This is a genomic window from Nitratidesulfovibrio termitidis HI1, assembly GCF_000504305.1.
GTDB classification, from domain to species: Bacteria; Desulfobacterota; Desulfovibrionia; order Desulfovibrionales; family Desulfovibrionaceae; genus Cupidesulfovibrio; species Cupidesulfovibrio termitidis.
Genome location: NZ_KI632512.1, coordinates 196,027 through 218,209, shown reverse-complemented (window position 1 = coordinate 218,209; position 22,183 = coordinate 196,027). Strand labels below are relative to the sequence as shown.

At 66.4% G+C, this 22,183-nt stretch carries 24 protein-coding genes; 9 read left to right on the top strand and 15 right to left on the bottom strand.

Features of this window, described 5'->3' with window-relative positions:
* Window positions 1-187 precede the first annotated feature (187 nt).
* The gene (locus DESTE_RS01090) at window positions 188-1,915 is read left to right on the top strand and encodes a putative bifunctional lysylphosphatidylglycerol flippase/synthetase (RefSeq protein WP_035064102.1); all 1,728 of its coding nucleotides are present in this window, start codon (window positions 188-190) and stop codon (window positions 1,913-1,915) included.
* 261 nt (window positions 1,916-2,176) lie between these two features.
* Here DESTE_RS01090 and pyrR read toward each other — a convergent pair whose 3' ends face one another.
* Entirely contained in the window at window positions 2,177-2,710 is a 534-nt protein-coding gene (gene pyrR, locus DESTE_RS01085; protein ID WP_035064100.1) for a bifunctional pyr operon transcriptional regulator/uracil phosphoribosyltransferase PyrR, read from the bottom strand.
* Window positions 2,711-2,938: 228 nt separating this feature from the next.
* Here pyrR and DESTE_RS01080 point away from each other — a divergent pair, with 228 nt between their 5' ends.
* The 3 genes from DESTE_RS01080 (at window position 2,939) to DESTE_RS01065 (ending at window position 4,218) form a co-directional block, all read left to right on the top strand.
* Window positions 2,939-3,232, top strand: a complete 294-nt coding sequence (locus tag DESTE_RS01080) for an adhesin (RefSeq protein WP_035064099.1) — start codon at window positions 2,939-2,941, stop codon at window positions 3,230-3,232.
* Between the two features lie 243 nt (window positions 3,233-3,475).
* A complete protein-coding gene (locus DESTE_RS17380) occupies window positions 3,476-3,796 on the top strand; it encodes an IscA/HesB family protein (RefSeq protein ID WP_084559301.1) in 321 nt (106 codons plus the stop codon).
* A gap of 206 nt (window positions 3,797-4,002) precedes the next feature.
* On the top strand, window positions 4,003-4,218 hold the full coding sequence (locus tag DESTE_RS01065; RefSeq protein WP_012611313.1) for a hypothetical protein: 216 nt from the start codon (window positions 4,003-4,005) through the stop codon (window positions 4,216-4,218).
* A gap of 223 nt (window positions 4,219-4,441) precedes the next feature.
* Here DESTE_RS01065 and DESTE_RS01060 read toward each other — a convergent pair whose 3' ends face one another.
* The 12 genes from DESTE_RS01060 to DESTE_RS01005 all read right to left on the bottom strand — a co-directional run bounded on the left by DESTE_RS01060 (window position 4,442) and on the right by DESTE_RS01005 (window position 14,813).
* Entirely contained in the window at window positions 4,442-5,008 is a 567-nt protein-coding gene (locus DESTE_RS01060; protein WP_035064089.1) for an NADPH-dependent FMN reductase, read from the bottom strand.
* Between the two features lie 311 nt (window positions 5,009-5,319).
* Window positions 5,320-6,312, bottom strand: coding sequence for a ketol-acid reductoisomerase (gene ilvC / locus DESTE_RS01055; protein WP_035064087.1), 993 nt, complete (start codon window positions 6,310-6,312; stop codon window positions 5,320-5,322).
* Window positions 6,313-6,647: 335 nt separating this feature from the next.
* Window positions 6,648-7,139 carry an acetolactate synthase small subunit gene (ilvN, locus tag DESTE_RS01050; protein ID WP_035064085.1) on the bottom strand — a complete coding sequence of 164 codons (492 nt, stop codon included), beginning with the start codon at window positions 7,137-7,139 and terminating at the stop codon, window positions 6,648-6,650.
* Between the two features lie 12 nt (window positions 7,140-7,151).
* A complete protein-coding gene (gene ilvB, locus DESTE_RS01045) occupies window positions 7,152-8,840 on the bottom strand; it encodes a biosynthetic-type acetolactate synthase large subunit (protein WP_035064082.1) in 1,689 nt (562 codons plus the stop codon).
* The gene (locus DESTE_RS01040) at window positions 8,841-9,071 is read right to left on the bottom strand and encodes a hypothetical protein (RefSeq protein ID WP_035064080.1); all 231 of its coding nucleotides are present in this window, start codon (window positions 9,069-9,071) and stop codon (window positions 8,841-8,843) included.
* Window positions 9,072-9,083: 12 nt separating this feature from the next.
* A complete protein-coding gene (locus DESTE_RS01035; RefSeq protein ID WP_035064078.1) occupies window positions 9,084-9,422 on the bottom strand; it encodes a DUF167 domain-containing protein in 339 nt (112 codons plus the stop codon).
* Complete coding sequence (locus tag DESTE_RS01030; RefSeq protein WP_035064075.1) at window positions 9,409-9,918, bottom strand: DivIVA domain-containing protein; 510 nt, start codon at window positions 9,916-9,918, stop codon at window positions 9,409-9,411. The genes DESTE_RS01035 and DESTE_RS01030 overlap by 14 nt, the downstream gene beginning before the upstream one ends.
* 9 nt (window positions 9,919-9,927) lie before the next feature.
* The gene (locus DESTE_RS01025) at window positions 9,928-10,230 is read right to left on the bottom strand and encodes a YggT family protein (protein WP_035064072.1); all 303 of its coding nucleotides are present in this window, start codon (window positions 10,228-10,230) and stop codon (window positions 9,928-9,930) included.
* A gap of 144 nt (window positions 10,231-10,374) precedes the next feature.
* A complete protein-coding gene (locus tag DESTE_RS01020; protein ID WP_035064069.1) occupies window positions 10,375-11,115 on the bottom strand; it encodes an HAD family hydrolase in 741 nt (246 codons plus the stop codon).
* Window positions 11,116-11,408: 293 nt separating this feature from the next.
* A complete protein-coding gene (locus DESTE_RS01015) occupies window positions 11,409-12,350 on the bottom strand; it encodes a hypothetical protein (RefSeq protein ID WP_245590679.1) in 942 nt (313 codons plus the stop codon).
* A 67-nt stretch (window positions 12,351-12,417) separates the two neighbouring features.
* A complete protein-coding gene (locus DESTE_RS01010; protein WP_051384252.1) occupies window positions 12,418-12,924 on the bottom strand; it encodes a hypothetical protein in 507 nt (168 codons plus the stop codon).
* On the bottom strand, window positions 12,921-14,813 hold the full coding sequence (locus DESTE_RS01005; RefSeq protein WP_035064067.1) for an FAD-dependent oxidoreductase: 1,893 nt from the start codon (window positions 14,811-14,813) through the stop codon (window positions 12,921-12,923). The genes DESTE_RS01010 and DESTE_RS01005 overlap by 4 nt, the downstream gene beginning before the upstream one ends.
* Window positions 14,814-14,938: 125 nt before the next feature.
* Here DESTE_RS01005 and DESTE_RS01000 point away from each other — a divergent pair, with 125 nt between their 5' ends.
* Window positions 14,939-15,142: a twin-arginine translocase TatA/TatE family subunit gene (locus DESTE_RS01000; RefSeq protein ID WP_035064065.1), complete on the top strand. Its 204-nt coding sequence runs from the start codon at window positions 14,939-14,941 to the stop codon at window positions 15,140-15,142.
* A 72-nt stretch (window positions 15,143-15,214) separates the two neighbouring features.
* Here DESTE_RS01000 and DESTE_RS00995 read toward each other — a convergent pair whose 3' ends face one another.
* Both DESTE_RS00995 and DESTE_RS00990 read right to left on the bottom strand, forming a co-directional pair.
* A complete protein-coding gene (locus DESTE_RS00995; RefSeq protein WP_245590678.1) occupies window positions 15,215-16,123 on the bottom strand; it encodes a hypothetical protein in 909 nt (302 codons plus the stop codon).
* A 380-nt stretch (window positions 16,124-16,503) separates the two neighbouring features.
* Window positions 16,504-17,346, bottom strand: a complete 843-nt coding sequence (locus DESTE_RS00990; protein ID WP_035064063.1) for a sirohydrochlorin cobaltochelatase — start codon at window positions 17,344-17,346, stop codon at window positions 16,504-16,506.
* A gap of 620 nt (window positions 17,347-17,966) precedes the next feature.
* Here DESTE_RS00990 and rfbB point away from each other — a divergent pair.
* The 4 genes from rfbB to lpxB all read left to right on the top strand — a co-directional run bounded on the left by rfbB (window position 17,967) and on the right by lpxB (window position 22,158).
* Window positions 17,967-18,989, top strand: coding sequence for a dTDP-glucose 4,6-dehydratase (rfbB, locus tag DESTE_RS00985; RefSeq protein ID WP_035064060.1), 1,023 nt, complete (start codon window positions 17,967-17,969; stop codon window positions 18,987-18,989).
* On the top strand, window positions 18,986-19,867 hold the full coding sequence (gene rfbD, locus DESTE_RS00980; RefSeq protein WP_035064058.1) for a dTDP-4-dehydrorhamnose reductase: 882 nt from the start codon (window positions 18,986-18,988) through the stop codon (window positions 19,865-19,867). The genes rfbB and rfbD overlap by 4 nt, the downstream gene beginning before the upstream one ends.
* 67 nt (window positions 19,868-19,934) lie before the next feature.
* Entirely contained in the window at window positions 19,935-20,918 is a 984-nt protein-coding gene (locus DESTE_RS00975; RefSeq protein ID WP_035064056.1) for a hypothetical protein, read from the top strand.
* A gap of 10 nt (window positions 20,919-20,928) precedes the next feature.
* Window positions 20,929-22,158, top strand: coding sequence for a lipid-A-disaccharide synthase (gene lpxB / locus DESTE_RS00970; RefSeq protein ID WP_084559300.1), 1,230 nt, complete (start codon window positions 20,929-20,931; stop codon window positions 22,156-22,158).
* Window positions 22,159-22,183: the final 25 nt, after the last annotated feature.

The following is a 22,183-nucleotide window of genomic DNA, read 5'->3' as shown; positions in this document are numbered from 1 at the left end:
TCAGCCGCACGCACCGCGCGCAAAGCCGCGTCCTTCCCCCTGCGACAACGACATGCCCCGCACGGGAATTCATGCTTCACCGCCTTGCCGTAACCGGGTCTCCAGTGTAGGCTGCGTTCCGCCGCGCCAACAGGTGTGGCAACGCGGCACACGCAAACACCTTCATCCCTGACGGCACCATCTCCGCATGAAGCACACAGACGTCGAATCCGCCGCCCCCAACCATCCTTCACCGTGGAAGAAGCACCTGCGTTCACTGGGCAAGGTTGCGGTGTTCGCCGTTTTCTGCGGGGCCGTGTGGCTGCTGTACAACGAAGTCAGCAAATACCACATCGACGAAATCCGCGAGAGCATGCGCCAGATGCCCATGACCAGCATCGTGGCCTCCATGGTGCTGATGGTGTTCAACTACATGGTGCTGGTGGGATACGACGCGCTGGCCCTGCGCGCCATCAACAAGCCGCTGTCCATGGCCCGCACCGCCCTTGTCTCGTTCGTTGGCTGCGTGACCAGCTACAACTTCGGGGCGCTGCTGGGCGGCAGTTCGGTGCGCTACCGATTCTATTCGGCTTGGGGATTTTCCGTGGTGGACGTGGTGCGCCTGGTGGTCATGCTGGCCATCACCTTCTGGGTGGGCGCGCTGGGCGTGGCCGGGGCCGTGTTCATCATCCAGCCGCTGCCGGTGCCCGAATCGCTCGACATCCCCATGCGCGACGTGCGCCTGCTGGGCGTGGTGCTGCTGGGGCTGACCGTCGGCTACCACATCCTGACGCTGGTGGCGAAGCACCCCATCCGGATCATGGGCAAGGAATTCGCGCTGCCGCCCTTCCGGCTGGCCATCATGCAGACCATGGTGGCCGGGCTGGACCTGGTAGTGGCGGCGGCCTGCCTGTACGTGCTGATGCCCGCCGACCTCGGGCTGGACTTTGTCCAGTTCCTGTCCGTGTACCTGATGGCCATCGTGGCCGTGGTGCTCAGCCACGTGCCCGGCGGTGCGGGCGTGTTCGAACTGGTCATTCTCAGCCTGTCGCACACCAGTTCGCCGCAAACGGTCATTGCCGCGCTGATCTGCTTCCGGTTCATCTACTACCTGCTGCCGCTGCTCTTTGCCGCCGTGCTTCTGGGCGGCCACGAACTGCACCTGCGCCGCCACGAGGCGGAACGGATGCTGGACGAGGCGGGCCACTGGACCGACGCCCTTTCGCACACATTGATGGCCTATCTGGCCTTTGCCGCAGGGCTGATCCTGCTGTTTTCCAGCGCCATCCCCCTGGCGGCGGACAACCGCGCAGTGCTCATGGCCAGCGTGCCGCTGTGGGCCATGGAGTCGGCCCACTTCCTGGGGGGCGTTGCTGGTGTCGGCCTGCTGCTGCTTTCACGCGGGCTGCAACGCCGCCTGGCCTCGGCCTGGCGGCTGGTGACGGCACTGGTGGTGCTGGGCATCGGCAGTTGCGTGCTGAAGGGCCTGGACTGGCAGGAAGCCATCCTGCTGGCGCTGGTGCTGGCCTCGCTGTGCGTGACCCGGCGGCGTTTTTTCCGCCGCACCTCGCTGCTGCGCGAGCGGTTTACCGCACGCTGGATGGTGGCGGTGCTGCTGGTGGTGGGCTGCGCCCTGCTGCTGGGGCTGTTCGTGCACGGCCGCGTGCCCTACACCAACGAATTGTGGTGGACGTTCGCCGCGGAAAATGATGCCGCCCGCCTGCTGCGCGCCTTTGGCGGCATCGCCGTGGTGCTGGCGGTGTTCATGATCCGTCGGCTGGCCTTCCCGCTGCACGGGCGATTCGGCGTGTTCACGGCAGCGCGGCGCGAACGGTTCCGGCGCATCTACCGCGCGGCACAGCGCATCCGCGAAAACGCCCTGCGCCGCAAGAGGCCGGGGCAGACGCACCAGACCGGAAAGCCCGGGAGCGTCTAGGCTCCCCGTACATTTCCCGCGCACGACGCGACAACGGGGCGATGCCGTACCGGCATCGCCCCGTTTTTCGTGCACCGCACGCAGGCGGCGCGGAACTGTAAAAACTCGACGCCCCTAGGGGCTGTTTCTAACTTAGGATTTTCGTTCGTTGGCAAGGAAAACAAGCCTGCCATAAGGGAGCATACTCTTATCGTATTCGACCGATATGGCAGGTGAAGTTTGACGATGCCAACGGGCGAAAGGACAAGTTAGAAACAGCCCCTAGTGTGACGAAAGCAACACCTGGTCCCGTCCGTCGCGCTCGCGCAGCAGCACGTCCACCTGCTCGTTGCGGCCCGTGTTCACGGTGCGGCCCACGTAGTCGGCGTGGATGGGCAGTTCGCGGTGCCCCCGGTCCACCAGCACCAGCAGTTCCACGCGGCGGGGTCTGCCGTAGTCCAGCAGGGCTTCCAGCGCGGCGCGAATGGTGCGCCCGGTGAACAGCACGTCGTCCACCAGCAGCACGTCGCGCCCGTCCAGATCCACGGGAATGTCCGACGGCCCGATGGCGGGCTTGGCGGACAGGGTGGTCCAGTCGTCGCGATACAGGTTGATGTCCAGCGCGCCCGAGGGCAATGCGCAGCCAAGGCGTTCGGCAATGATGCGCCCAAGGCGCACGGCGATGTCGGCGCCACGCCGCTGGATACCCACCAGCACAAGGCCAGCGCAATCGCCGTGGCGTTCCAGCACCTGATAGGCCAAGCGCTCCAGCGCCCGGCGCATTTCCTCGTCCGTCAGCAGAATGGTCTGTTCCATCGGGTTCACCCGTCCGGTGCGAATTGGTAGCTATCTTCATTGCTAACCGGTTTCCGACGGCTTGGCAAACCGTCCATGGCCCCCTTTGGGGCAACGGCATGCCCCTGTTACGCCCTCCTGTGGCGCCGCATGCCATGCGCGGTCATTGCGCGGTCATTCGGTTGGCCTTTTCACCAGTTCTGCGGTAGGGTATGCCTTAACGTCGCCACTGGCCGCAAGGAAACGGACATGATCACCCTCGAACACGACGCGCGGGGCATTCTGGAAGAATACTTTTCGGAGAACCCCCAAAGCCCCATCCGCATCTACGTTTCGCCGCGCGGCAGCAAGGGACCGCACCTCGTACTGGGACCCGACGCCCCCACGGAACGCGACCACGTGGTGCAGGTGGAAGGCTACACCTTCTGCATCAGCCAGCGACTGGCCCAGCAGGTAGGCGCCGTGCGCATCAAGGCGCGCAACGCCGGATTCGAAGTGATTTGCGAACGCCCCCTCAGCGCACGCACATCCGAAGCATCCTGAGACTGGCCCGCCGACGCCCACCACCAACTGCCGTGCTCCGGGCACGCCTGCTCCATTCTCATACGCACGAATTCAAGGGGTTGCACGCTATGCAGCCCCTTTTTCACGCGCGAACGCCGAGCCAGATTTCGCGTTGCCCCCAGCGTTCCATAGATAATCACTATGGACCTAAGGCCTGTTCATTGACAAACACACCTCGGATACGTACTTGTTGCTCTCCGCACATCCAACAGTGGAGGACACATGTTCGAAATCACCGAAAACGCCCGCAAGGAGCTTGATGCCTACTTTGCGGACAAGCAGAAGAACCCCATCCGGGTCTACCTTGCCCCCGGCGGCTGAAGCGGTCCCCGGCTGGCCCTGGCTCTGGATGAGCCTAACGATACCGACAACGTCTTCGAAGAAGGCGGCTACACCTTCTGCGTGAACGCCGAACTTCTGACCATGGCGGAATCCATCCGCATCGACATCAGCTACATGGGGTTCTCGGTGGAATCCGGCAAGCCGCTTGGCGGCGGCAGCAGCTGCGGCGGCTGCGGCAGCGCTGGCAGCTGCGGTTCGTAACCTCTCGGAATCCAGTCATACGCATACGAACGGCCCTCTTCGGAGGGCCGTTTTCATTTGCTGCAGGACAACCGGCCTGCACTGAGGCACAGGCGCGGCAGCGTGCCGCCGGATTCTCCCTGTTTCCACGCCTGCCGTACTTGACGCGATGCCGGGTGCACGGGCATCTTCGCGCATCACGCACCCAGGAACGCCACGGAGCCACCATGACCTTCAAGGAAACCGTCATCCTCGCCATCAAGCTTGCCCACCGGCAGCAGCAGGAACTGGTCGTCGGCCGCGAGGACGGACGCTGGGAGATCGTGCCCATCACCGATGCCCGCTCCGACCAGTTGCGCCCCAGCGTCATCGTGACCGGCGCAGGGCTGAAGTACCCGGAACACGAAGACCTGTACGCCAGGCTGGTGGCCGAAGGGGCCTGAGCGAAGCATGGCGCGGCTGCAACCCCGTCCGCCCTGCCTCGCCTTCGGACGCCGCAGTCCACAGCCACATCGCCACTTCCTGTACTGCCCGTGCGGGGTGAAGAATACCCGCAAACGCATGACGGCCCGCGCCCCTCAAAAGGAGCGCGGGCCGTCGTTTCGTCAGGTCACGCGGTCGCGGCGCACGGCATCAGGGCAGTTCACCCCATGCCAAAACTCTTCGTCAGCGCTTGACGTTGGTGGCCACCCACCCCGCAAAGGCGTTCATGAACTTGGCGCCGAACTCGCGCATGGAAGCATCGGTAAGGGCGCCATCGGGACCGAACAGCTTGTCCGCGCCGCCGATGTACGCTTCCGGCTGCTGCAACGGGGGCATGTTCAGGAACACCAGCGACTGGCGCAGGTGATGGTTGGCGCCGAAGCCGCCGATGTTGCCCGGCGACACGCTGACGACGGCAGCGGGCTTGCCGTTCCACACGCTGCTGCCGTACGGGCGCGAACCTACGTCCAGCGCGTTCTTGATGGTGGCCGGCATGGAGCGGTTGTATTCCGGCGTCAGAAACAATACGGCGTCCATCCCCTTGAGGGTCTTGCGAAAATCACCCCAGGCGGCAGGCGGGGTGCCTTCGTCGTCCAGATCCTGATTGTACAGCGGCAGGCTGCCCACCTCCACGAATTCGAGGCGCAACGCAGGCGGGGCCAGTTCCACCAGGGCCTTGGCCATCTTGCGGTTCAGCGAATCCTTGCGCAGGCTGCCCACGATGACGGCGACGTTGAATATGGTGCTCATGAGTGTCTCTCCTGTGGTTTCAGGTATCGCCGTGTTCCCGGCGGGTACGCCAGCCGGGGGGAGAAACGACGTTACCCGTAGAATACTACCGGAACGCCGCCAGGGCAACGCCCACTCGCAATTTTTCACGTCTTCGCTCACACAGTGCGTCCATGGGGCACACCCGCGCGCCGCGCGCAGCCCGCCAGGCCCCTGGTACGCGCTGGTTGCCTTCCCACGCCCACTCCCTGCCCTTTTCCACCGCGCACGCAAAAGGGGCCGCCCCTTACGGAGCGGCCCCTGTCTGACAGGCAAGACAATGAGGCTGGCGGCTACTTCCTGTGCAGCCAGGGCATCATGCCGCGCAGCTTGCCGCCCACCTTTTCGATCTGGTGGTCGGCTTCGATGCGGCGGGTGGCCTTGAAGCCGGGGTACCCGGCCTTGGCCTCGAGGATGAAGTTGCGGGCGAAGGTGCCTTCCTGGATTTCCTGGAGCACCTTCTTCATTTCCTTCTTCGTTTCCTCGGTCACGATGCGGCGGCCGGTGACGTAGTCGCCGTATTCTGCGGTGTCGCTGATGGAGTGGCGCATCTTGGCAAGGCCGCCCTCGTAGATGAGGTCGACGATGAGCTTCACTTCATGCAGGCACTCGAAGTAGGCGATTTCGGGCTGGTAGCCCGCTTCGACCAGGGTTTCGAAACCGGCCTTGATGAGCGACGAAAGACCGCCGCACAGCACCGCCTGTTCACCGAACAGGTCGGTCTCGGTTTCTTCCTTGAAGGTGGTTTCGATGACGCCGGAACGCGCACCACCAACGCCCTTGGCGTACGCCAGAGCCTTCTCCATGGCCTTGCCGGTCGCATCTTGGTGGATGGCGACGAGGCAGGGGACGCCGCCCCCCTCGGTGTAGGTGCGGCGAACGAGATGGCCCGGCCCCTTGGGGGCGATCATGAAGACGTCGACGTCCTTCGGGGGCTCGATCTGGCCGAAGTGGATGTTGAACCCGTGGGCGAACAACAGTGCGTTGCCCGGCTTCAGGTTCGGCTTGATTTCCGCTTCGTAGATCGCAGCCTGTACCTGGTCGGGGAGTAGGATCATGATGAGGTCGGCCTTGGCTGCGGCCTCGGCCACGGGTAGCGGCGCAAAGCCGTGTTCCTTGGCGAGTTCGTAGTTGGCCCCGCCGGGACGCTGCCCGACAACGACGTTGATCCCGGAGTCGCGCAGGTTCTGAGCGTGCGCGTGGCCCTGACTGCCGTAGCCGATGATGGCCACGGTCTTGTCCTTCAGGACCTCCAGTGTCGCATCCTGTTCGTAATAGACCTTCATCATCTACTCCCTGCCGCACATGGGTGCGGCGTCCTCAAATGACGGTTGCGGTGTATGAAGACCCCGCGCGGTGCCAGGAGTGGCCCCGGCACCCTTGCGGGTTTGCCACCGTAAGCAGCGAAAGCGCTGCCGCAATGGATTGCGATACCGGATTCGGCGGCGGAAGGCTACCCCTTGGGGGGTACCGAAACTCGACGGACTGAATATTTGTTCAATCAGCGCCGTAATACCCCGCGTTGCGGGACGCGCGGCGAAAGGCATTGTCTGCCCGCCGCCGCGCGTGAATATCCCGAAACATTCCGGCTGAAAGCTCCGCTATCCGAGACCCGCTGGTGTCAGGTCGTTTCCGGCTGCATGGACCGCCGCATGGCCACGGTGCCGGTGCGGGCGATTTCCTTGATGCCGAAACGCGCCAGCAGGCTCAGGATGGCCTGGATCTTTCCGTGGTCGCCGGTGGCTTCCAGGGTCAGGTCGTTCAGGCTGACATCCACCACCTTGCAGCGAAAGATGTCGGCAATGCGCAGCACCTCGGCCCGGCGGGCGTCGTCGGCCTGCACCTTGACCATCATCATCTCGCGTTCCACGGCGGACACGTCGATGAAGTCCACCACCTTGATCACCGTCACCAGCTTGCGCAGCTGCTTGACGATCTGCTCGATGATCTGCTCCTCGCCGCTGGTGGTGATGGTCATGAGCGAAACGCCCTCTTCCAGCGTGGGGGCCACGTTCAGCGATTCGATGTTGAAACCGCGTCCGCTGAACAGCCCCGCCACCCGGGACAGCACGCCCGGTTCGTTCTCCACGAGAACGGAAAGCACATGTCGCATGGGCTGCCCTCCCTAGACCAGCAGCATTTCGTCCAGGGCCGCGCCAGCGGGCACCATGGGGTACACGTTCTCCTCGCGTTCCACCCGCACGTCGATGACGGCGGTGTGAGGCGAGGCGAAGGCCGCGCGCAGCGTGGATTCCAGCTCGCCCGGCTCGGTAATGCGGTAGCCTTCGGCCCCGTAGGCCTCGGCCAGCTTCACGAAGTCGGGCTGCGCCTCCATGCAGGTGGAGCAGTAGTTGCGCTGGTAGAACAGTTCCTGCCACTGGCGTACCATGCCGAGGTAGCCGTTGTTCAGGATCACGATCTTGATGGGCAGCTTGTTGCACACGGCGGTGGCCAGTTCCTGGATGTTCATCTGGATGGAACCGTCGCCCGCCATGTCGATGACCAGCTTGTCCGGAAAGGCGAACTGCGCGCCGATGGCGGCCGGAAAGCCGTAGCCCATGGTGCCGAGCCCGCCGGAGGTAAGCAGCGTGCGCGGCTTGCGGAAGGTGAAGAACTGGGCCGTCCACATCTGGTTCTGGCCCACCTCGGTGGTGACGATGGCGTCGCCCCGGGTGATGGAGAAGATGGTTTCCACCACCTGCTGCGGCTTGATGGAGCCATTCTGCACGTAGGTCAGGGGCTGTTCGGTGCGCCAGGTGGTAACCTGGGTCAGCCACGGCTCGTGCGCCGTTGCCCAGTCCTTTTCGGCCAGGCGGGTGGTGGCTATCTCGCGGATGCCCGCCAGCGCCTTGCGGCAGTCGCCCACCACGGGAATGTCCACCTGCACGTTCTTGCGGATGGACGTGGGGTCGATGTCGATGTGGATGATGCGCGCGCCCGAGGCAAACGCGGAAAGGCGTCCGGTCACCCGGTCGTCGAAGCGCGCGCCCACGGCCACGATGCAGTCGGCGTTGTTCACGGCCTTGTTGCCCGCGTAGGTGCCGTGCATGCCGATCATGCCCAGCCACAGCGGGTCGTCGCCCGGAAAGGCGCCAAGGCCCATCAGGGTGGAGGTTACCGGAATGCTCAGGGTGCGGGCCAGCCAGCCAAGCTCTTCGCTGGCGTCGGACATGACCACGCCGCCCCCCGCGAAGAACAGCGGGCGCCTGGCCTCGATAAGGGCCTCCACCGCGCGGCGCAACTGGTTCAGGTTGGGCCGGTAGGTGGGATTGTAGCTGCGCATCTTGACGTCCTCTGGCCAGGCGAATTCGGTCTTCGCCTGCATGACGTCCTTGGGCAGATCGACAAGAACGGGACCCGGCCTGCCGGAGCGGGCCAGATAAAAGGCCTGCCGCAGCACGCGGGCAAGGTCGCGCACGTCCTTCACCAGATAGTTGTGCTTGGTGCACGGGCGGGTGATGCCGACGATGTCCACTTCCTGGAAGGCGTCGTTGCCGATGAGGGGGGTGGGTACCTGCCCCGTCAGCACGACCATGGGAATGGAGTCGGCATAGGCCGTGGCGATGCCGGTCACGGTATTGGTGGCGCCCGGTCCGGAAGTGACCAGACAGACGCCCACCTTGCCCGATGCGCGGGCAAAACCGTCGGCGGCGTGCACCGCCGCCTGTTCGTGCCGGACCAATATGTGCCGGATATCGTGCCGGGGCAGTTCGTCATAAATATCTATGACGGCCCCGCCGGGGTAGCCGAACAGTACGTCCACGCCTTCCCGTTTGAGGCATTCCAGCAGAATCCGGGCCCCGTTCAGTTCCATCTAGCCCTCCAAGGCGCGGTACCGGTCCAGTATGGCGTGGAGCCGGGTCTTTCCGTCGAGTTTCTGTTTCTTCAGTTCCTTGGCCTGCTTTTCTTCAGCGGGGGTCAGGAACGACTTGGATTCGATCTTCTCCAACTGTTTCTCGAACAGAATATGCTCGTCCCATAGCGCCTTCAGTTCGGGGTCCGTGACGGCGTACTTCTCGATGAGCGCGTTGTCTTTCGGTTCCATGGAACTTTACTCCTATGGCGTTGAGGGTTGTTCTTTCCCACACGTGCCAAGCAGGCCCCAGCTGGGCTCCACATCCGATTCGACGATCAGTTTCTTCAACCGGCTCGTGTGGCCGGATACCAGGCGCACGCGGTTGCGGCGCATTCCCAGCGCGGAGGCCACGAATTCCTCCAGCGCCTTGTTGGCCTTGTTGTCCACGGCCGGTGCGGCCAGGCGCACCTTCAGCCTTCCGTCCGCCGTGCCCTCGCACCCGCTTTTGCGCGCACCGGGCACCGCCCGCACCAGCACCGCCCATTGCCCTTCCCCGGCAGGGGCCGCCCATTCGGGGCGGACGGGATCAGGCTTGGCCACCCTTCTGCCGCCCGGCAATACGCGCCGCGGCGGCCTCCAGTTCCTCGTCGTCCTCGCGGGCCATGTCCAGCATGCGCAGGTGCTGCTGCACCACGGCGCGCACCTTCATCTCGAACTGCGCCTTGACCTTGCGGGCCTCGGCTATGTCCTCCTGAATGCGCGCAAGGCGGAGCTGCCCCTGATTGATGAGGTTCTCCGCCTTGGAATGGGCAGCGTCGATGATCAGCTGCGCCTCCCTCTGGGCACTTGCCTTGAGGTCGGCGGTAACCCTCTGGGTGGTCATCAACGTGTCTCGCAACGTCGATTCCCGCTCCCTGAATTCTGCCAGGCGTTCTTCAAGCCGCGCCACCTGCCCGGCCAGCGCGGCCTTTTCCTCGCTCAGGCGGCCAATGGCATCCGCAGCCTCCTGCATCATCCTGTCCACCTCTTCGGTGGTGTAGCCTCGCAGGGACTTGGAAAAGCTGTGGTTCAGCAGATCTATGCGGCTCACGGACATGTGACGCCCCTATCGCATGGTGACGGCGAACTGGTACAACGACTGGACAAGCACGGCGCTGATGAACTGGATGGCCAGCAACACCACCACCGGGGACAGGTCCAGCCCCCCCAGGTAGGTGAACGGAATCCACTTGCGGACCCGGTAGAACACCGGCTCCGTCAGGTTGCGCAGAATGCGCACGATGGGATTGTAGGGATCCGGATTGACCCACGAGAGGACCGCCGAAACAATGACGATCCAGAAATACAGGTTCAGCACGGCATCCAGCACGCGCGCCACGCCGAAAATGAGATTCGAGAAAACGAACATGAATCCTCCGGTTAAGCGCACCCCGGAATTGAGGGGCGACCGTAACACCGATACTTCCACTTACCCGCCACAAGAATCAAGCAAAAAGTGGTTACTCCTGCACCGGGCGCATGACGCCGCCAGCCGGATGCCACCGGTTGCGCCCTAGCGGCGGAAGCAGCCGGACGCGGCGTTTCCGCCGTTCATCCACGCGCAACCCTGCCCACGCTCTTGCCCCCGCTCTTGCCTGACATACTCCGCCAGCACCCGGCGCAGCGTCCAGAAGTCGTCCAGATGCAGGCGCGCGGTCAGCGACGGGCTGCGATAGGCCCAAAAGCACACCCCGGCCATGCGGGCGGTTTCCTCGTCGGCGATGGTGTCGCCCATGAAGGCCACCTCGTCGCGGGCAAGGCCCCAGGCGTCCAGGGTGGCGCAGATGCCCTCCGGGTGGGGTTTGGCCCGCACGCGCGACGCCGTCATGACCGGAAAGAACAGCTCGGTCATGCCGAAGTGGTCGAGCACGTATTCCATGGTGGTGGTGCGGTTGGTGCAGATGCCCCGGCGCAGGCCCGCATCGCGCAGCCAGCGCAACAGAGCCATCAGGCCCGGTTCCGGCTCCAGCAGGGGCAGGATGTCGCGCCGGTAGACGATGCGCTTGCGCGCCTCGGGCAGTTTCGACATGAGCGCGGGCGGCACGATGCGCGCCAGCGACTGCCCCACCGAGGCCATGTGGGTGTAGTCCTCGTCCGCGCGCGACATGGGCGGCTGGCCCAGCGCGCCAAGGATGAGGTTGTAGTACTGGATGTTGGACGCGCGCGAGTCGAACAGCACGCCGTCGCAATCGAAGATGATGCCCTTGAGGCCCCTGGGAAACAGCTGCTGAAGGCGATGAACCGTTGGATACACGATGACTCCGAAGGAAAGGCTGGCCGGTTTTCACATCCCGGAGGACAGGATGACCACGAAGACCGGTCATGCCCTGCATCGGGGGCAACGACGATGGCCGTGCCCCTCCGTATTGCGGACATGAGAAAAAGGGGGTGCAGGGGACGGCAGCCGTTATGCGAGTCTTCGAGCATTACGGATGGCGATCGCAACGCGCCGTAGCCAGCTCTGCTATCGCCATCTGTAATGCTCGCGCGTTGCGCTCGCATAACAGCTGCCGTCCTGCCCGCCGGAGGCGTACAAAAACGGTTTCCCTACCGGGCACACTTGCCGCAACAGACCACGTCGAACACGCGGTCCAGCCACGGGCGCGCGGCGTCGGGGCCGGGGCGCCCCGCCACCTGCCACAGGGGCAGACGGGCGTGCACCACCAGTTTGGCCACCTTGTCGCCCCAGGCGGGGCACAGGCGGGCGGCCTGTTCGGCGGTGACGGGGGCGAAGGCGGCCCCGCCGTCGCGCAGGGTGGCGGAAATCCCGGCATCGCAGGTGAACAGCACCGCGCCATCGGGCAGGAAGGGTGCCATGTTCTCCACGATGACCCGCCACGAAGGGCCGATGATGTCCGCGCCGCTGCCGGGCAGCATGGCGGAATACGGATCGAGTGCGGGCATTTCGCGCAGTTCCTCATCCGTTTCCACGCCCAGGATGTCGGCCAGGCTTTCGCGGCTGCGCGAAAACTTTTCCTTCAGGGCATCCAGTTCGCGCACGCGCTCTTCCAGATGCCAGGCCAGGATCAGGGTCTTCTGCGCGGCGATGCGCCGGTTGCGGTCAGCCTGAGCAGGGTCGCTCGCGGGGGAACCGGCAGGAGAACCGGCCACGGCACCTTCGGCGGCAAAGCTTTCCAGCGCGGCCAACTCGGAGCGGCCCAGAGAGAAGGGGGCCTCGTCCTGCGCGCTTTCCAGCGCGGCCACCATGGCGGCCAGGTCGCCGTGCGGGCCGGAACCCACGTTCATGCCGAAGTCCAGCAGTTCGGCCAGGCAGGCGCGCGCCTCCGCCTCGGACAGGGGCAACAGGGGCGACCGCCACGGGGCAGCGGCGGAAGGGGTTGCAGGGGCTTGCGATGCGCCGCCAGCCACGGAAGGAGCGGCGGGCAGGCCGGCGGACAGGAACTCCACGCCTTCGGGCAGACAGGCGGGGGCCAGCTCACGGTGCAGCAGCGGAATGTAGAGCACGGGATGTTCGGAAGCGTTGTGCATGGTCACCATCGGTAAGGGCTTGAAGTCTCTGAAACCGCGTGAACGGGGCGTCGTGCGCCACGACCGTTCACGCCCCCTGGAACCGTTCGCAGATGCCGTCGCAACGGGGCAGCAGCAACACGCACACCCCCTCGCGGAAGTGGGTGCAATCCAGCCAGTCCGTCTCGCCGCCGCAACCGTCGCCCGTACAGGACGGGCAGCGGGCGGGCGGCGTGTAGTCGGCGCACAGTCCGCCGGGCGGCGGAATGGTGGCCAGACGGCGCTCCCACAGCGCCGTGGCCTGCTCCGAAGACAGGTCGAAGGTTTCCGCCTGTTCGAGGAAATGGTCGTAGGCGCGGACGATGCGCTGTTCCTCGCCGCAGCGCCAGTCCTCGTTCAGGCCGGGGTTCATGGTTTCGTCCACGGCGCAGTGCCCGGCCTCGTGAAAGCGGCAGTTGATGCCGGGCAGGCGCATGAGGCGACCCCGCCCGCCGGTGGCGGGGGAGCCGCTGGCATCCGGCCTGCCGGAAGCCAACGGCCCGGCGGGTGGACATCCACCCTTGCCGGGCTTATTGCCGTTTTTCTCAAAGGTCATGCCGTCTCCAGCGCGTGGGGCCAGAAGGCCATGCCGCCGTCCAGCACGTAGAGGTCGGTGGCCCCAAGGCCGCCCAGCATGCACGCCACGCTCCATGCCGCGTCGGAGGTTGCCGCCACCAGCACGATGGGCGTGAAGCGCGGCACTTCGTCCTGCAACCGCTTGCGCAACTGGGTGTGCGGGATGTTGTACGCGTCGGGCAGGTGGCCCGCACGCCAGTCTGGCGCGCTGCGCAGGTCCAGGGTGAAGAATTCCGCCCCGGTCTCGCGCGAGGCGATGAATTCGTCAGCGGTGATGCCGAAGTAGCGGCCCGCCAGCTTGTTGGCCAGCACGGCCGCGGCGCGGCGCAGCAGTTCACCGGCCCCGCCGGGCAGTTCCGCCTGGGCAAGATCGGCCACGCGCATGCCCGCGCGCAGCGCAAGCGACGCGGCGGACACCACGGCGGCGCACAGTTCGGCGTCGCGCCCGACCACCTGCGCACCCAGCAGCGCGCCGCCGGACCTGGCGGCCAGCAACTTCACGGCATGCCCTGCGGGCAGACCGCCCCAGGCGGCGGCATCGTCCGCCTCTTCACCAGAGGCGTTCCGGCCAGCCCCACCCTGCACGGCGGGCGTTGCGTACACGGAAAACTCGGTTTCCACCTCGGCCCGGACGCAGGCGGCAGAGCCCAGCCCCACGGCGGACACGGTGACGCCGGGGCCTTCGCCGTGCACGGCGCCCAGGGCGGGCAGGCGGCAGGGGCAGTCGCCCAGCGCCATGGCCAGATCGGCAGCCAGATCGGCAGCCTGATCATCGGCCACGCCCGCGACGGCCGCAGCATCGGACCGGGCCAGTTCCGCCGCCAGTTCACCTGCGGGGCAGGCAGCCACGCCCCGCGCGGGGGCCACGCTGACACCGCTGCCGTCGATGGAGGCCAGATGGTCGGCCAGGGCGCGGACAAGGCCCGGCACCTCCGCAGGCACGGCGGCGGCCTGCTCCACGCTGCCGTCCGGGGCCATGCGCTCGACGCCGACGCCGGTGCCGAACACGTACACGCCGGGCGCGCCGGTGCGCAGGCAGCCGTCCACGTCGATGCGCCCGGTGTCGTCAAGGCTGATGCCGTCCAGGGTCAGGGCAGGATTCTGCACCACCATGGGGGCGGTCCAGATGAACAGGTCGCCTTCCACGCGCAGTTCGGAACCGCCTGCCCCTTCTGCACGTTCGGGGGCAACGGCCACCAGCCCGGCAAAACCGCCGCCTTCGGCGGGCAGCGCGCCCATGCGTTCCATGGCCACGCCGGTCCAGTTCACCGTTTCCACGCCGTTGCGGCGGGCCATGCGCGCCGCGTGGCGCCACATGTCGGCATCCACTGCGTTGGCGGCGTCGCCAACTGCGGCGCGGGTGCGCACCCACACCGGGGTGGCCCCGGCGGCGCGGGCAAGGCGCAGGGCTTCCAGCGCCTCGGCCCCCTGCCCCACCACCACGGCCCGGCAGGCACCGGCAGCCACGCGCTCTGCCAGCAGGGCATCAAGGCCCGTGGCGTCGGCGCAGGGCCAGGCGAACACGTTGGGCGCGCCGCGCAGGGCGCGGGGAATGCGCGGGGTGGCGTCGATTTCCATGGCCAGCTGATCGTAGCGCACGGCCAGCCTGCCCCGGCTGGAGCCGGTGATGACGGTATTGGCGTCGAGGTCCACGGAAAGTTCGGAGGCATCCAGCACGCCCACCTCACGGGCGGCCAGCAGCACGCGCGAGGCGCGCCGCCCCGCAATGCACGCGGAAAACGGACCGCTGCCTTCGGCTCCCGCCTCGGGCATGATCATGTTCACCTCGCACCCCGGCAGCAGCCGCTTGACGCGCGCGGCAAGCTTGCCCGCCCCCACACCGGAACCTATGACAACGATGCGTCGCATGTATCGCTCCATTCATTGAAGTGTGCGCAACCACCTTGGAACACAGGCCATCCCCCGGCGTTGCGCGCCTTGACCGGGGTGTACCCGATGTGTATATGCATGACACCACTAACGGAGGCATGCATATGTTCGGTATCGGCATTCAGGAATTGTTGGTCGTTCTCGTTCTGGTCCTGCTGGTGTTCGGGGCCAACAAGCTGCCCGAAATCGGCGGCGGGCTCGGGCGTGCCATCCGGAACTTCAAGCGGGCCACCAGCGAGCCCGATGAAATCGACATCACTCCGGGCAAGAAGAACGGCAAGATCGACAAGGACGACAAGCAGGCATAACCGGGCCACGCGCCCGACCGACATTTTTCGAAACCCGGCGCGGCATGCCCGCCGGGTTTCCTTGTTTCCGCGTTACGGAAGCACCTCGCGCGTCAGCTTGCGCGGCGCAAGATACTCGTCCAGACGCCGGTCCAGTTCCACCCGGTTCACCAGCACCAGCTTCCACGTGGCCACCAGCCCGCCGGGCCGCATGGTCACGTCCTGCAACTGCGCGCTCTGCAGGGCGCGGTCCCAGTCGCGCAGGGCACGGTCGAAGGATTCCACGCTGTCGGCGGTGAGCCAGCCGGAAACCCGCAGCACGGCCTGCTGGCCCGCCGCCGCCCCGGCCACCTGACGGTGCGAGAAATACCACGCCCACAACCCGCGCCACACGTCGTCCGCGCTGGCCCCATCCGCGGATGTGGACCCCTCGGGCGCGTCCAGCGTGCCGTACCAGCCCTTGCTCTGCGGGTTCTGCGGCCGCAGGGCGATACGTACCGGGGCCCCGGCGCGCTGCTCCACCCCGTACAACAGTTGCAGCCTGCTCACCCGCTCCGCCACCTCCGGCGAAGCGCCGGAAAGCTGCAACACCATGGGCACGGGCTCTTCGGCGGTATAGTAGGCGCCGATCTGGCGCAGGCGTTCCTTGAGCATGTCGCGGTTCACGTCCACATCCACGGCAAGTCGGGTGCCGCCCTGCACCTGGGTCATGCCCAGTTCGCTGTAGCCGCGCACCACCTCGCCGGTGACGGTGGACAGGTACTCGCGCAGCGCGGCGCGGCGCGCCTCGGAAAGGGGCGCGCGCAGGATGTCCAGGGCCTCGTCGGTGACGGCAGAAGTAAAGGCCTCGCCCTGGGCCTGGGCGCGGGTCTTGGAGGCCTGCCCTTCACCCCATACGGCTTCGGCACGGCGGGCATGGCCCGGCACGGCCTGGCACAGCACGGCGAGCGCGACGGCAAGGCCGCACAAGAGTCGCCACGGCGACCCAGACGCGCCAAACACGCCAGACACGCCGGACGCAAGGCAGGAAAGCATCCCGTGGGACGCTGTATGGCGGGGGGACGGAGCCGCCCCGTGGCCGCGCGTGCGGCGGCTGGGACAACGGAACATCATGAATACTCCGGAGTTCTGCAAAATGGTGTCGTTCCGTGGCGTTGTAGCCGATTTCGCCTCCGAACGCCAGCGCGGGCGGGGGAGCGGGACGGGGAACGGGGAGCAGGAACGGGTTGAAGGGGAAGCTGCCCGCGAGAATGCGGGGACAGGAAATCGGGCGACGGGCACGTCGGCCCGCTCGGCCCTCGGGTTGTCCCGCGTGTCAGGAGAATCTGGCGCGGCAGATAACGCTGTGCTGTCAGGCGATGGAAAATTTGCGGCGTCAGGCTCTATCGGGTCGACACCCCGCCCTCATCCACATCAGCGCCCCCTTCCGCGTCCAGCGCACCCAAGGCCACGCCCAGATGGTCCAGCCAGATGTCGACGAAGCCGCCATATTCCGCCGTGCCGCGCAGCACGGGCACGCAGTCCATGCCCGCCGCCACGATGCGCGACCGCCACGAATCCGGCGCGTCACCGGCCATGTCCAGCATGGCATGCCGCCCCACCACGGAAAGCAGCGGCAGCAGCCACACCCGGCGCACCCCGGCCTCCACGAGGCGGGGCAGGATGTCGTCGATGGTGCAATCGCCGTCCATGGTGCCAATGTGCACCAACGGGTCGCGCTGGCGCACCTGGGCGGACAGCACCCCGTAGCGCGATTCGCCCTCGTGCCAGGTGCCGTGCCCCATGAACACGCAGGCCTCGCCGGGGGCGCGCTCCGGCGGCAGATGGGTCAGCAGCGCGGCGGTGGCGCGGCGGATGTCCTCGTCGGAATCCAGCAGGGGAGCGCCCACGCTGGCCCGCACGAAGCCTTCCTGCCTGCCTTCCGTCGCGCGCATACCCTCCACGTCGGCCAGCAGGTCGGCATACTCCGCGCCGGGGATGGAATGCAGCGACTGCACGGCGACATGGGTGTACTTTTCGAACCACATCTTGCGCAGGGCCTTCTGCACGGAATCGGTCTTCTTGCGCGCGGCTGCCAGCCGGTTGCGCATGACAACCGAGGTGAACGCCCAGCGCACCGGCACGTCGGGAAACAGCGCGCGCACCCGTTCGTCGAACAGACGAAGGGTGGACTGCCCCTGCGGGGTGCCGGAGCCGAATGCGGCGAGAAGGATGCCTTTTTTCATTTGCGGGTGCCGTAAGAACCGTATGCGAAATGCGCGTGCGTCAGGCGGCGCGGATGTTCCGCGTGCGGAGCGCCCAGGCGCTCTCAGCTCCACGCCGCCACGCCCGGCGGCGCAGCGACGTGAAGCACCATGATGCACGCTACCTGCGACAATGTGATATTGCAAGTTATTTCTGCACGATGCGCCGCACTCCATGCGCCACCCCCGCCCACCGCGCCATATTGACCTTGCCCCGCCGCTGCCTGTACCATCCGGGCCTTGCAGAGCCTGGCCCGAGCATGGGCACCGGGCCTCGCCGGGCCTTGCCTCCCGGTTTTCATTCCTAGGGGCTGTCTCTAAATTAGGATTTTCGTTCGTTGGCAAGGAAAACGAGCCTGCCATGAGGGAGTATACTCTTCTCGTATTCGACCGAGCCTTAGCCGTTAGGTGAGCTTGCGAACCTTACGGATAAGGACAGCAGAGCTATGGCAGGTGAAGCTTGACCGCTCTGCGCACGATGCCCGTAAAGCTCGCAAGCTCGCCTAACGGGCACGCTTCGCGCCCTTCGGGTCGGATGCCAACGGGCGAAAAGACAAATTAGAGGCAGCTCCTTGCACACCCGTCACCTTCACGGAGACACGATGCGCTTACTCGTAACGGGCGGTTGCGGCTTCATCGGCACCAACTTCGTCCGTCTCATCATAGATCGCCGTCCCGACATCACGGTGGTCAACCTCGACAAGCTGACCTATGCGGGCAACCCGCTGAATCTCGCCGACGTGGAGAAGACCCACGGCGGCGCCCGCTATTTCTTCGAACACGCCGACATCGCAGACGCGGACGCGGTGCGCCGCATCCTTACGCAGCACCGCATCGACGCGGTGGTCAACTTTGCGGCAGAAACCCACGTGGACCGTTCCATCGACGACCCCGCGCCCTTCGTGGTCACCAACGTGCTGGGCACGCAAACCCTGCTCACCGCCGCGCGCGCGGCTGGCGTGGCCCGCTTCGTCCATGTTTCCACCGACGAAGTATACGGCACCCTGGGCCCGGAGGGCCGCTTCACCGAATCCACCCCGCTGGCCCCCAACAGCCCCTACTCCGCCTCCAAGGCGTCGGGCGACCTGATGGCCCGCGCCTGGTTCGAGACCTACGGCTATCCGGTGGTCATCACCCGCTGCTCCAACAACTACGGCCCCTACCAGTTCCCCGAAAAGCTCATCCCGCTGATGATCGGCCGGGCCGGGCGCGACGAGACACTGCCCGTCTACGGCGACGGCATGAACGTGCGCGACTGGATTCACGTGGGCGACCACTGCCGGGGGGTGCTGCTGGCCCTGGAAAAGGGCCGCCCCAGCGCGGTCTACAACTTCGGCGGCGCGGCGGAACGCCCCAACATAGAGGTGGTGCGCGCCATCCTGCGCCTGGTGGGCAAGCCGGAAAGCCTGATCCGCCACGTTACCGACCGTCCCGGCCACGACCGCCGCTACGCCATGGATTTTTCGCTGGCGGCGCAAGAGCTTGGCTATGCGCCGGAATACGACTTCGAGCGGGGCCTGGCCGAAACCGTGGCCTGGTACCGGGATAACGCGGCATGGCTTGAAAGCGTGGCCTCGGGGGCGTACAGGGAATTCATGCAACGCTGGTACGGAGAACGACTGTGAGCCCGCGCCCCAAGGCGCTGGTGCTCGGCGGCAGGAGCGGGCTGCTCGGCCAGGCCCTGGTGCGCACGCTACGCGAATCGGGCTGGGACGCCCTGCCCACCGGGCGCGACGACGTGAACGTGCTCGATTCCGGGGCGCTGGCCTCGTTCATCGAACGCGCAGAACCCACCGTGATCTTCAACACCGTGGCCTGGACCCAGGTGGACCTGGCCGAAGAGCGCGAGGAAGAAGCCACCCGCCTCAACCGGCAACTGCCCACCTGCCTCGCGCGCATGGTGCGCGGCACGTCCATGCACCTTGTGCACTTCAGCACCGATTTCGTGTTCAGCGGCAAGAAGGGCGCGCCCTACACGCCGGAAGACACGCCGGACCCGGCGTCCGTCTACGGCGCAAGCAAGCTGGCCGGTGAACAGGCCGTGCTGCAACAGTGCCCGGACAACGCCTGCGTGGTGCGCACATCCTGGCTGTTCGGGCCGGGCCGTCGCAATTTCGTCAAGGTCATCCTGGACATCTGCCACGACAAGGGCGAGGCCCGCGTGGTGCACGACCAGATCGGCTCGCCCACCTACACCCTGGACCTGGCGGCGGGCAGCGTGAAGCTGGCCGAACTGCGGGCCACCGGCATCTTCCACGTGGCCAACGCCGGGCAGGCCAGTTGGTGCGAACTGGCGTCCGAAGCCGTGAACCTGGCCGGGCTGCCCTGCAAGGTGCACGCGATACCATCGCGCGATTACCCGCAAAAGGCCCAGCGCCCGCCCTTTTCGGTGCTGGACACCGCCCGCTTCACCCAGGTGACAGGCATCACCCCGCGCCCGTGGCCGCAGGCCCTGCGCGACTATATCTACAAGGAATGCCTGCCCGCCATGCACGACGCCTGACGTCGCGCGGGCAGACCGCACTTCGGCCAGCGGCCATCAACGATCAGAAAATCCCAAGGGAAACGACATGCCGCCCGCCGAAAACCTTCGCACACTCGCACGCGCCGCGCGTGGCACCACCAGGGATGCCTTCCACGTCTGGCTCACGCTGGTCAAGGTGATGGTGCCCATCATCATCGTGGTCAAGGTGCTGACCGAGCTGGACCTGGTGCGCTACCTGGCCCTGCCGCTGTCGCCCGTCATGGGTCTTGTGGGCCTGCCCGCGGACCTCGGCCTGTCGTGGGCCACCAGCATGCTGGTGAACATCTACAGCGGCCTGTTCGTGTACGCCGGGCTGCTGCCGGGCATGGAACAGCTGAGCGTGGCCCAGGTGACCACCTTTGCCACCATGACCCTCATCGCCCACAACGTGCTGGTGGAAGGGCGCATTGCCCAGCAGTGCGGCCTGAACATGACCACCCAGATCGCGCTGCGTTTTGGCGGGGCGCTGCTGTGCGGCATGCTGATGCGCGCCTTCTTCGACGCCACCGGCTACCTTTCCGAGCCCGCCACCATGCTGTGGGCCCCGCGCGAGGCCCCGGCCACCCTGGCCGCCTGGGCCCTGAACGAAGCGCGCAACCTTCTCTCCGTGTTCGGCATCGTGCTGGTGCTGATGGGCCTGATGCGCGTGCTGGACGCCGTGGGCATCACCAAACTGCTCAACGCCTGCCTGCGCCCGGTGCTGCGGCTGATGGGCATCGGCGACAACGCCGCCACCATCACCATCGTGGGCCTCAGCCTTGGCATCGCCTACGGCGGCGGGCTTATCGTGCACGAGGTGCAGGGCGGCAAGGTGCCCCCGCGCGACGTGTTCAGTTCGCTGTCGCTGATGGGCCTGTCGCACGCGCTCATCGAGGACACCCTGCTGATGACCCTTATCGGGGCGCACCTTGGCGGCACGCTGTGGGCGCGGCTGATCTTCTCCATGGTGGTGGTGATGCTGCTCATCCGGCTGTACGACCGGCTGCGGCCCACGCCGTCGCCGGTCACCACGGCGAGCATGGGCGTGTAGGCGGCAGGGCATGACGGACACCCCCCAGCCGACCACGCAACAGGCCGACGCTGCCGCATCCGGCACTCCCGCGACGGGCACCCCCGAAACGGGCACCACGGTGACGAACACCACGACGCCCACCACCCCGCCGCGCACCGTGTGGATCAACGCCGGTGAACTCTCCGGCGACATGCACGGCGGACGCCTGCTGGAAGCCCTGCGCCGCCGCGACCCGTCGCTGTGCTGCATCGGCATGGGCGGGCCGCACCTGCGCGAGGCCGGACAGGACGCCCTGCTGCGGGTGGAAGACCTGTCCGTCATGGGCATTACCGAGGTGCTGGGCTACCTGCCGCGCATCCTCGGCATGCTGCGCCGCATCAAGGCGGAGCTGGCCGCGCGCAGGCCCGACGCGGTGGTGCTCATCGACGCGCCGGAATTCAACTTCCGCATCGCCAAGGCCGCCCAAGCGCTGGGCATTCCGGTGCATTACTACATCAGCCCCAAGATATGGGCGTGGCGCACCGGGCGGGTCAACTTCATCCGCCGCCACATCCGCCGGATGATCTGCATCCTGCCCTTCGAGGTGGAATTCTACCGCCGCCACGGCATGGACGTGGACTACGTGGGCAACCCGCTGCTGGACATGATGGACTGGCAGCGGCTGGACGCCATCGCTCCCGTGCCGGGGCGCATCGGCCTGATGCCCGGCAGCCGCCGCAAGGAGACAGAGGCGCTGATGCCGGAATACGGCAAGGCCGCCCGCCTGCTGCTGGAAAGCCGCCCCGGCCTGTCCTTTCACTGCGTGCGCGCCCCCAACGTGACCGAAGACGCCCTGCGCGCCCTGTGGCCCGCGGACATCCCCCTGACCGTCGAATCGCCGGACGACCGCTACGCCACCCTGCGCACCTGCCAGTTGCTGCTGGCCGCATCCGGCACGGCCACGCTGGAAACGGCCCTGCTGGGCGTGCCCACGCTGGTGGCCTATCGCGTGTCGCCGTTCTCGTACTGGCTGGGCAAGCGGCTGGTGAAGGTCAAATGGGTCAGCCTGCCCAACCTTGTGCTGAACCGCGAGGTGTTTCCCGAACTGTTGCAGGAAAACGCCGACGGCGCGGTGCTGGCCCATCATGCCCTGCGCTGGCTGGGCACGCCCGGCGAACTGGACCGCGTGCGCGCCGACCTGGCCGACCTGCGCCGCCGCTGCGGGCCACCCGGAGCGGCGGACGCCGCAGCGAAGATCATCCTGGACGATATGGCATAGAAACAGAACCGGGGGAGGGAGGAAC

What these genes read in the sequence shown, in the direction of transcription:
- DESTE_RS01090 (WP_035064102.1), top strand. Translation starts at nt 188, where the DNA reads ATGAAGCACACAGACGTCGAATCCGCCGCCCCCAACCATCCTTCACCG.
- pyrR (WP_035064100.1), bottom strand. Translation starts at nt 2,710, where the DNA reads ATGGAACAGACCATTCTGCTGACGGACGAGGAAATGCGCCGGGCGCTG.
- DESTE_RS01080 (WP_035064099.1), top strand. Translation starts at nt 2,939, where the DNA reads ATGATCACCCTCGAACACGACGCGCGGGGCATTCTGGAAGAATACTTT.
- DESTE_RS01065 (WP_012611313.1), top strand. Translation starts at nt 4,003, where the DNA reads ATGACCTTCAAGGAAACCGTCATCCTCGCCATCAAGCTTGCCCACCGG.
- DESTE_RS01060 (WP_035064089.1), bottom strand. Translation starts at nt 5,008, where the DNA reads ATGAGCACCATATTCAACGTCGCCGTCATCGTGGGCAGCCTGCGCAAG.
- ilvC (WP_035064087.1), bottom strand. Translation starts at nt 6,312, where the DNA reads ATGAAGGTCTATTACGAACAGGATGCGACACTGGAGGTCCTGAAGGAC.
- ilvN (WP_035064085.1), bottom strand. Translation starts at nt 7,139, where the DNA reads ATGCGACATGTGCTTTCCGTTCTCGTGGAGAACGAACCGGGCGTGCTG.
- ilvB (WP_035064082.1), bottom strand. Translation starts at nt 8,840, where the DNA reads ATGGAACTGAACGGGGCCCGGATTCTGCTGGAATGCCTCAAACGGGAA.
- DESTE_RS01040 (WP_035064080.1), bottom strand. Translation starts at nt 9,071, where the DNA reads ATGGAACCGAAAGACAACGCGCTCATCGAGAAGTACGCCGTCACGGAC.
- DESTE_RS01030 (WP_035064075.1), bottom strand. Translation starts at nt 9,918, where the DNA reads ATGTCCGTGAGCCGCATAGATCTGCTGAACCACAGCTTTTCCAAGTCC.
- DESTE_RS01025 (WP_035064072.1), bottom strand. Translation starts at nt 10,230, where the DNA reads ATGTTCGTTTTCTCGAATCTCATTTTCGGCGTGGCGCGCGTGCTGGAT.
- DESTE_RS01015 (WP_245590679.1), bottom strand. Translation starts at nt 12,350, where the DNA reads ATGCACAACGCTTCCGAACATCCCGTGCTCTACATTCCGCTGCTGCAC.
- DESTE_RS01010 (WP_051384252.1), bottom strand. Translation starts at nt 12,924, where the DNA reads ATGACCTTTGAGAAAAACGGCAATAAGCCCGGCAAGGGTGGATGTCCA.
- DESTE_RS01005 (WP_035064067.1), bottom strand. Translation starts at nt 14,813, where the DNA reads ATGCGACGCATCGTTGTCATAGGTTCCGGTGTGGGGGCGGGCAAGCTT.
- DESTE_RS01000 (WP_035064065.1), top strand. Translation starts at nt 14,939, where the DNA reads ATGTTCGGTATCGGCATTCAGGAATTGTTGGTCGTTCTCGTTCTGGTC.
- DESTE_RS00990 (WP_035064063.1), bottom strand. Translation starts at nt 17,346, where the DNA reads ATGAAAAAAGGCATCCTTCTCGCCGCATTCGGCTCCGGCACCCCGCAG.
- rfbB (WP_035064060.1), top strand. Translation starts at nt 17,967, where the DNA reads ATGCGCTTACTCGTAACGGGCGGTTGCGGCTTCATCGGCACCAACTTC.
- DESTE_RS00975 (WP_035064056.1), top strand. Translation starts at nt 19,935, where the DNA reads ATGCCGCCCGCCGAAAACCTTCGCACACTCGCACGCGCCGCGCGTGGC.
- lpxB (WP_084559300.1), top strand. Translation starts at nt 20,929, where the DNA reads ATGACGGACACCCCCCAGCCGACCACGCAACAGGCCGACGCTGCCGCA.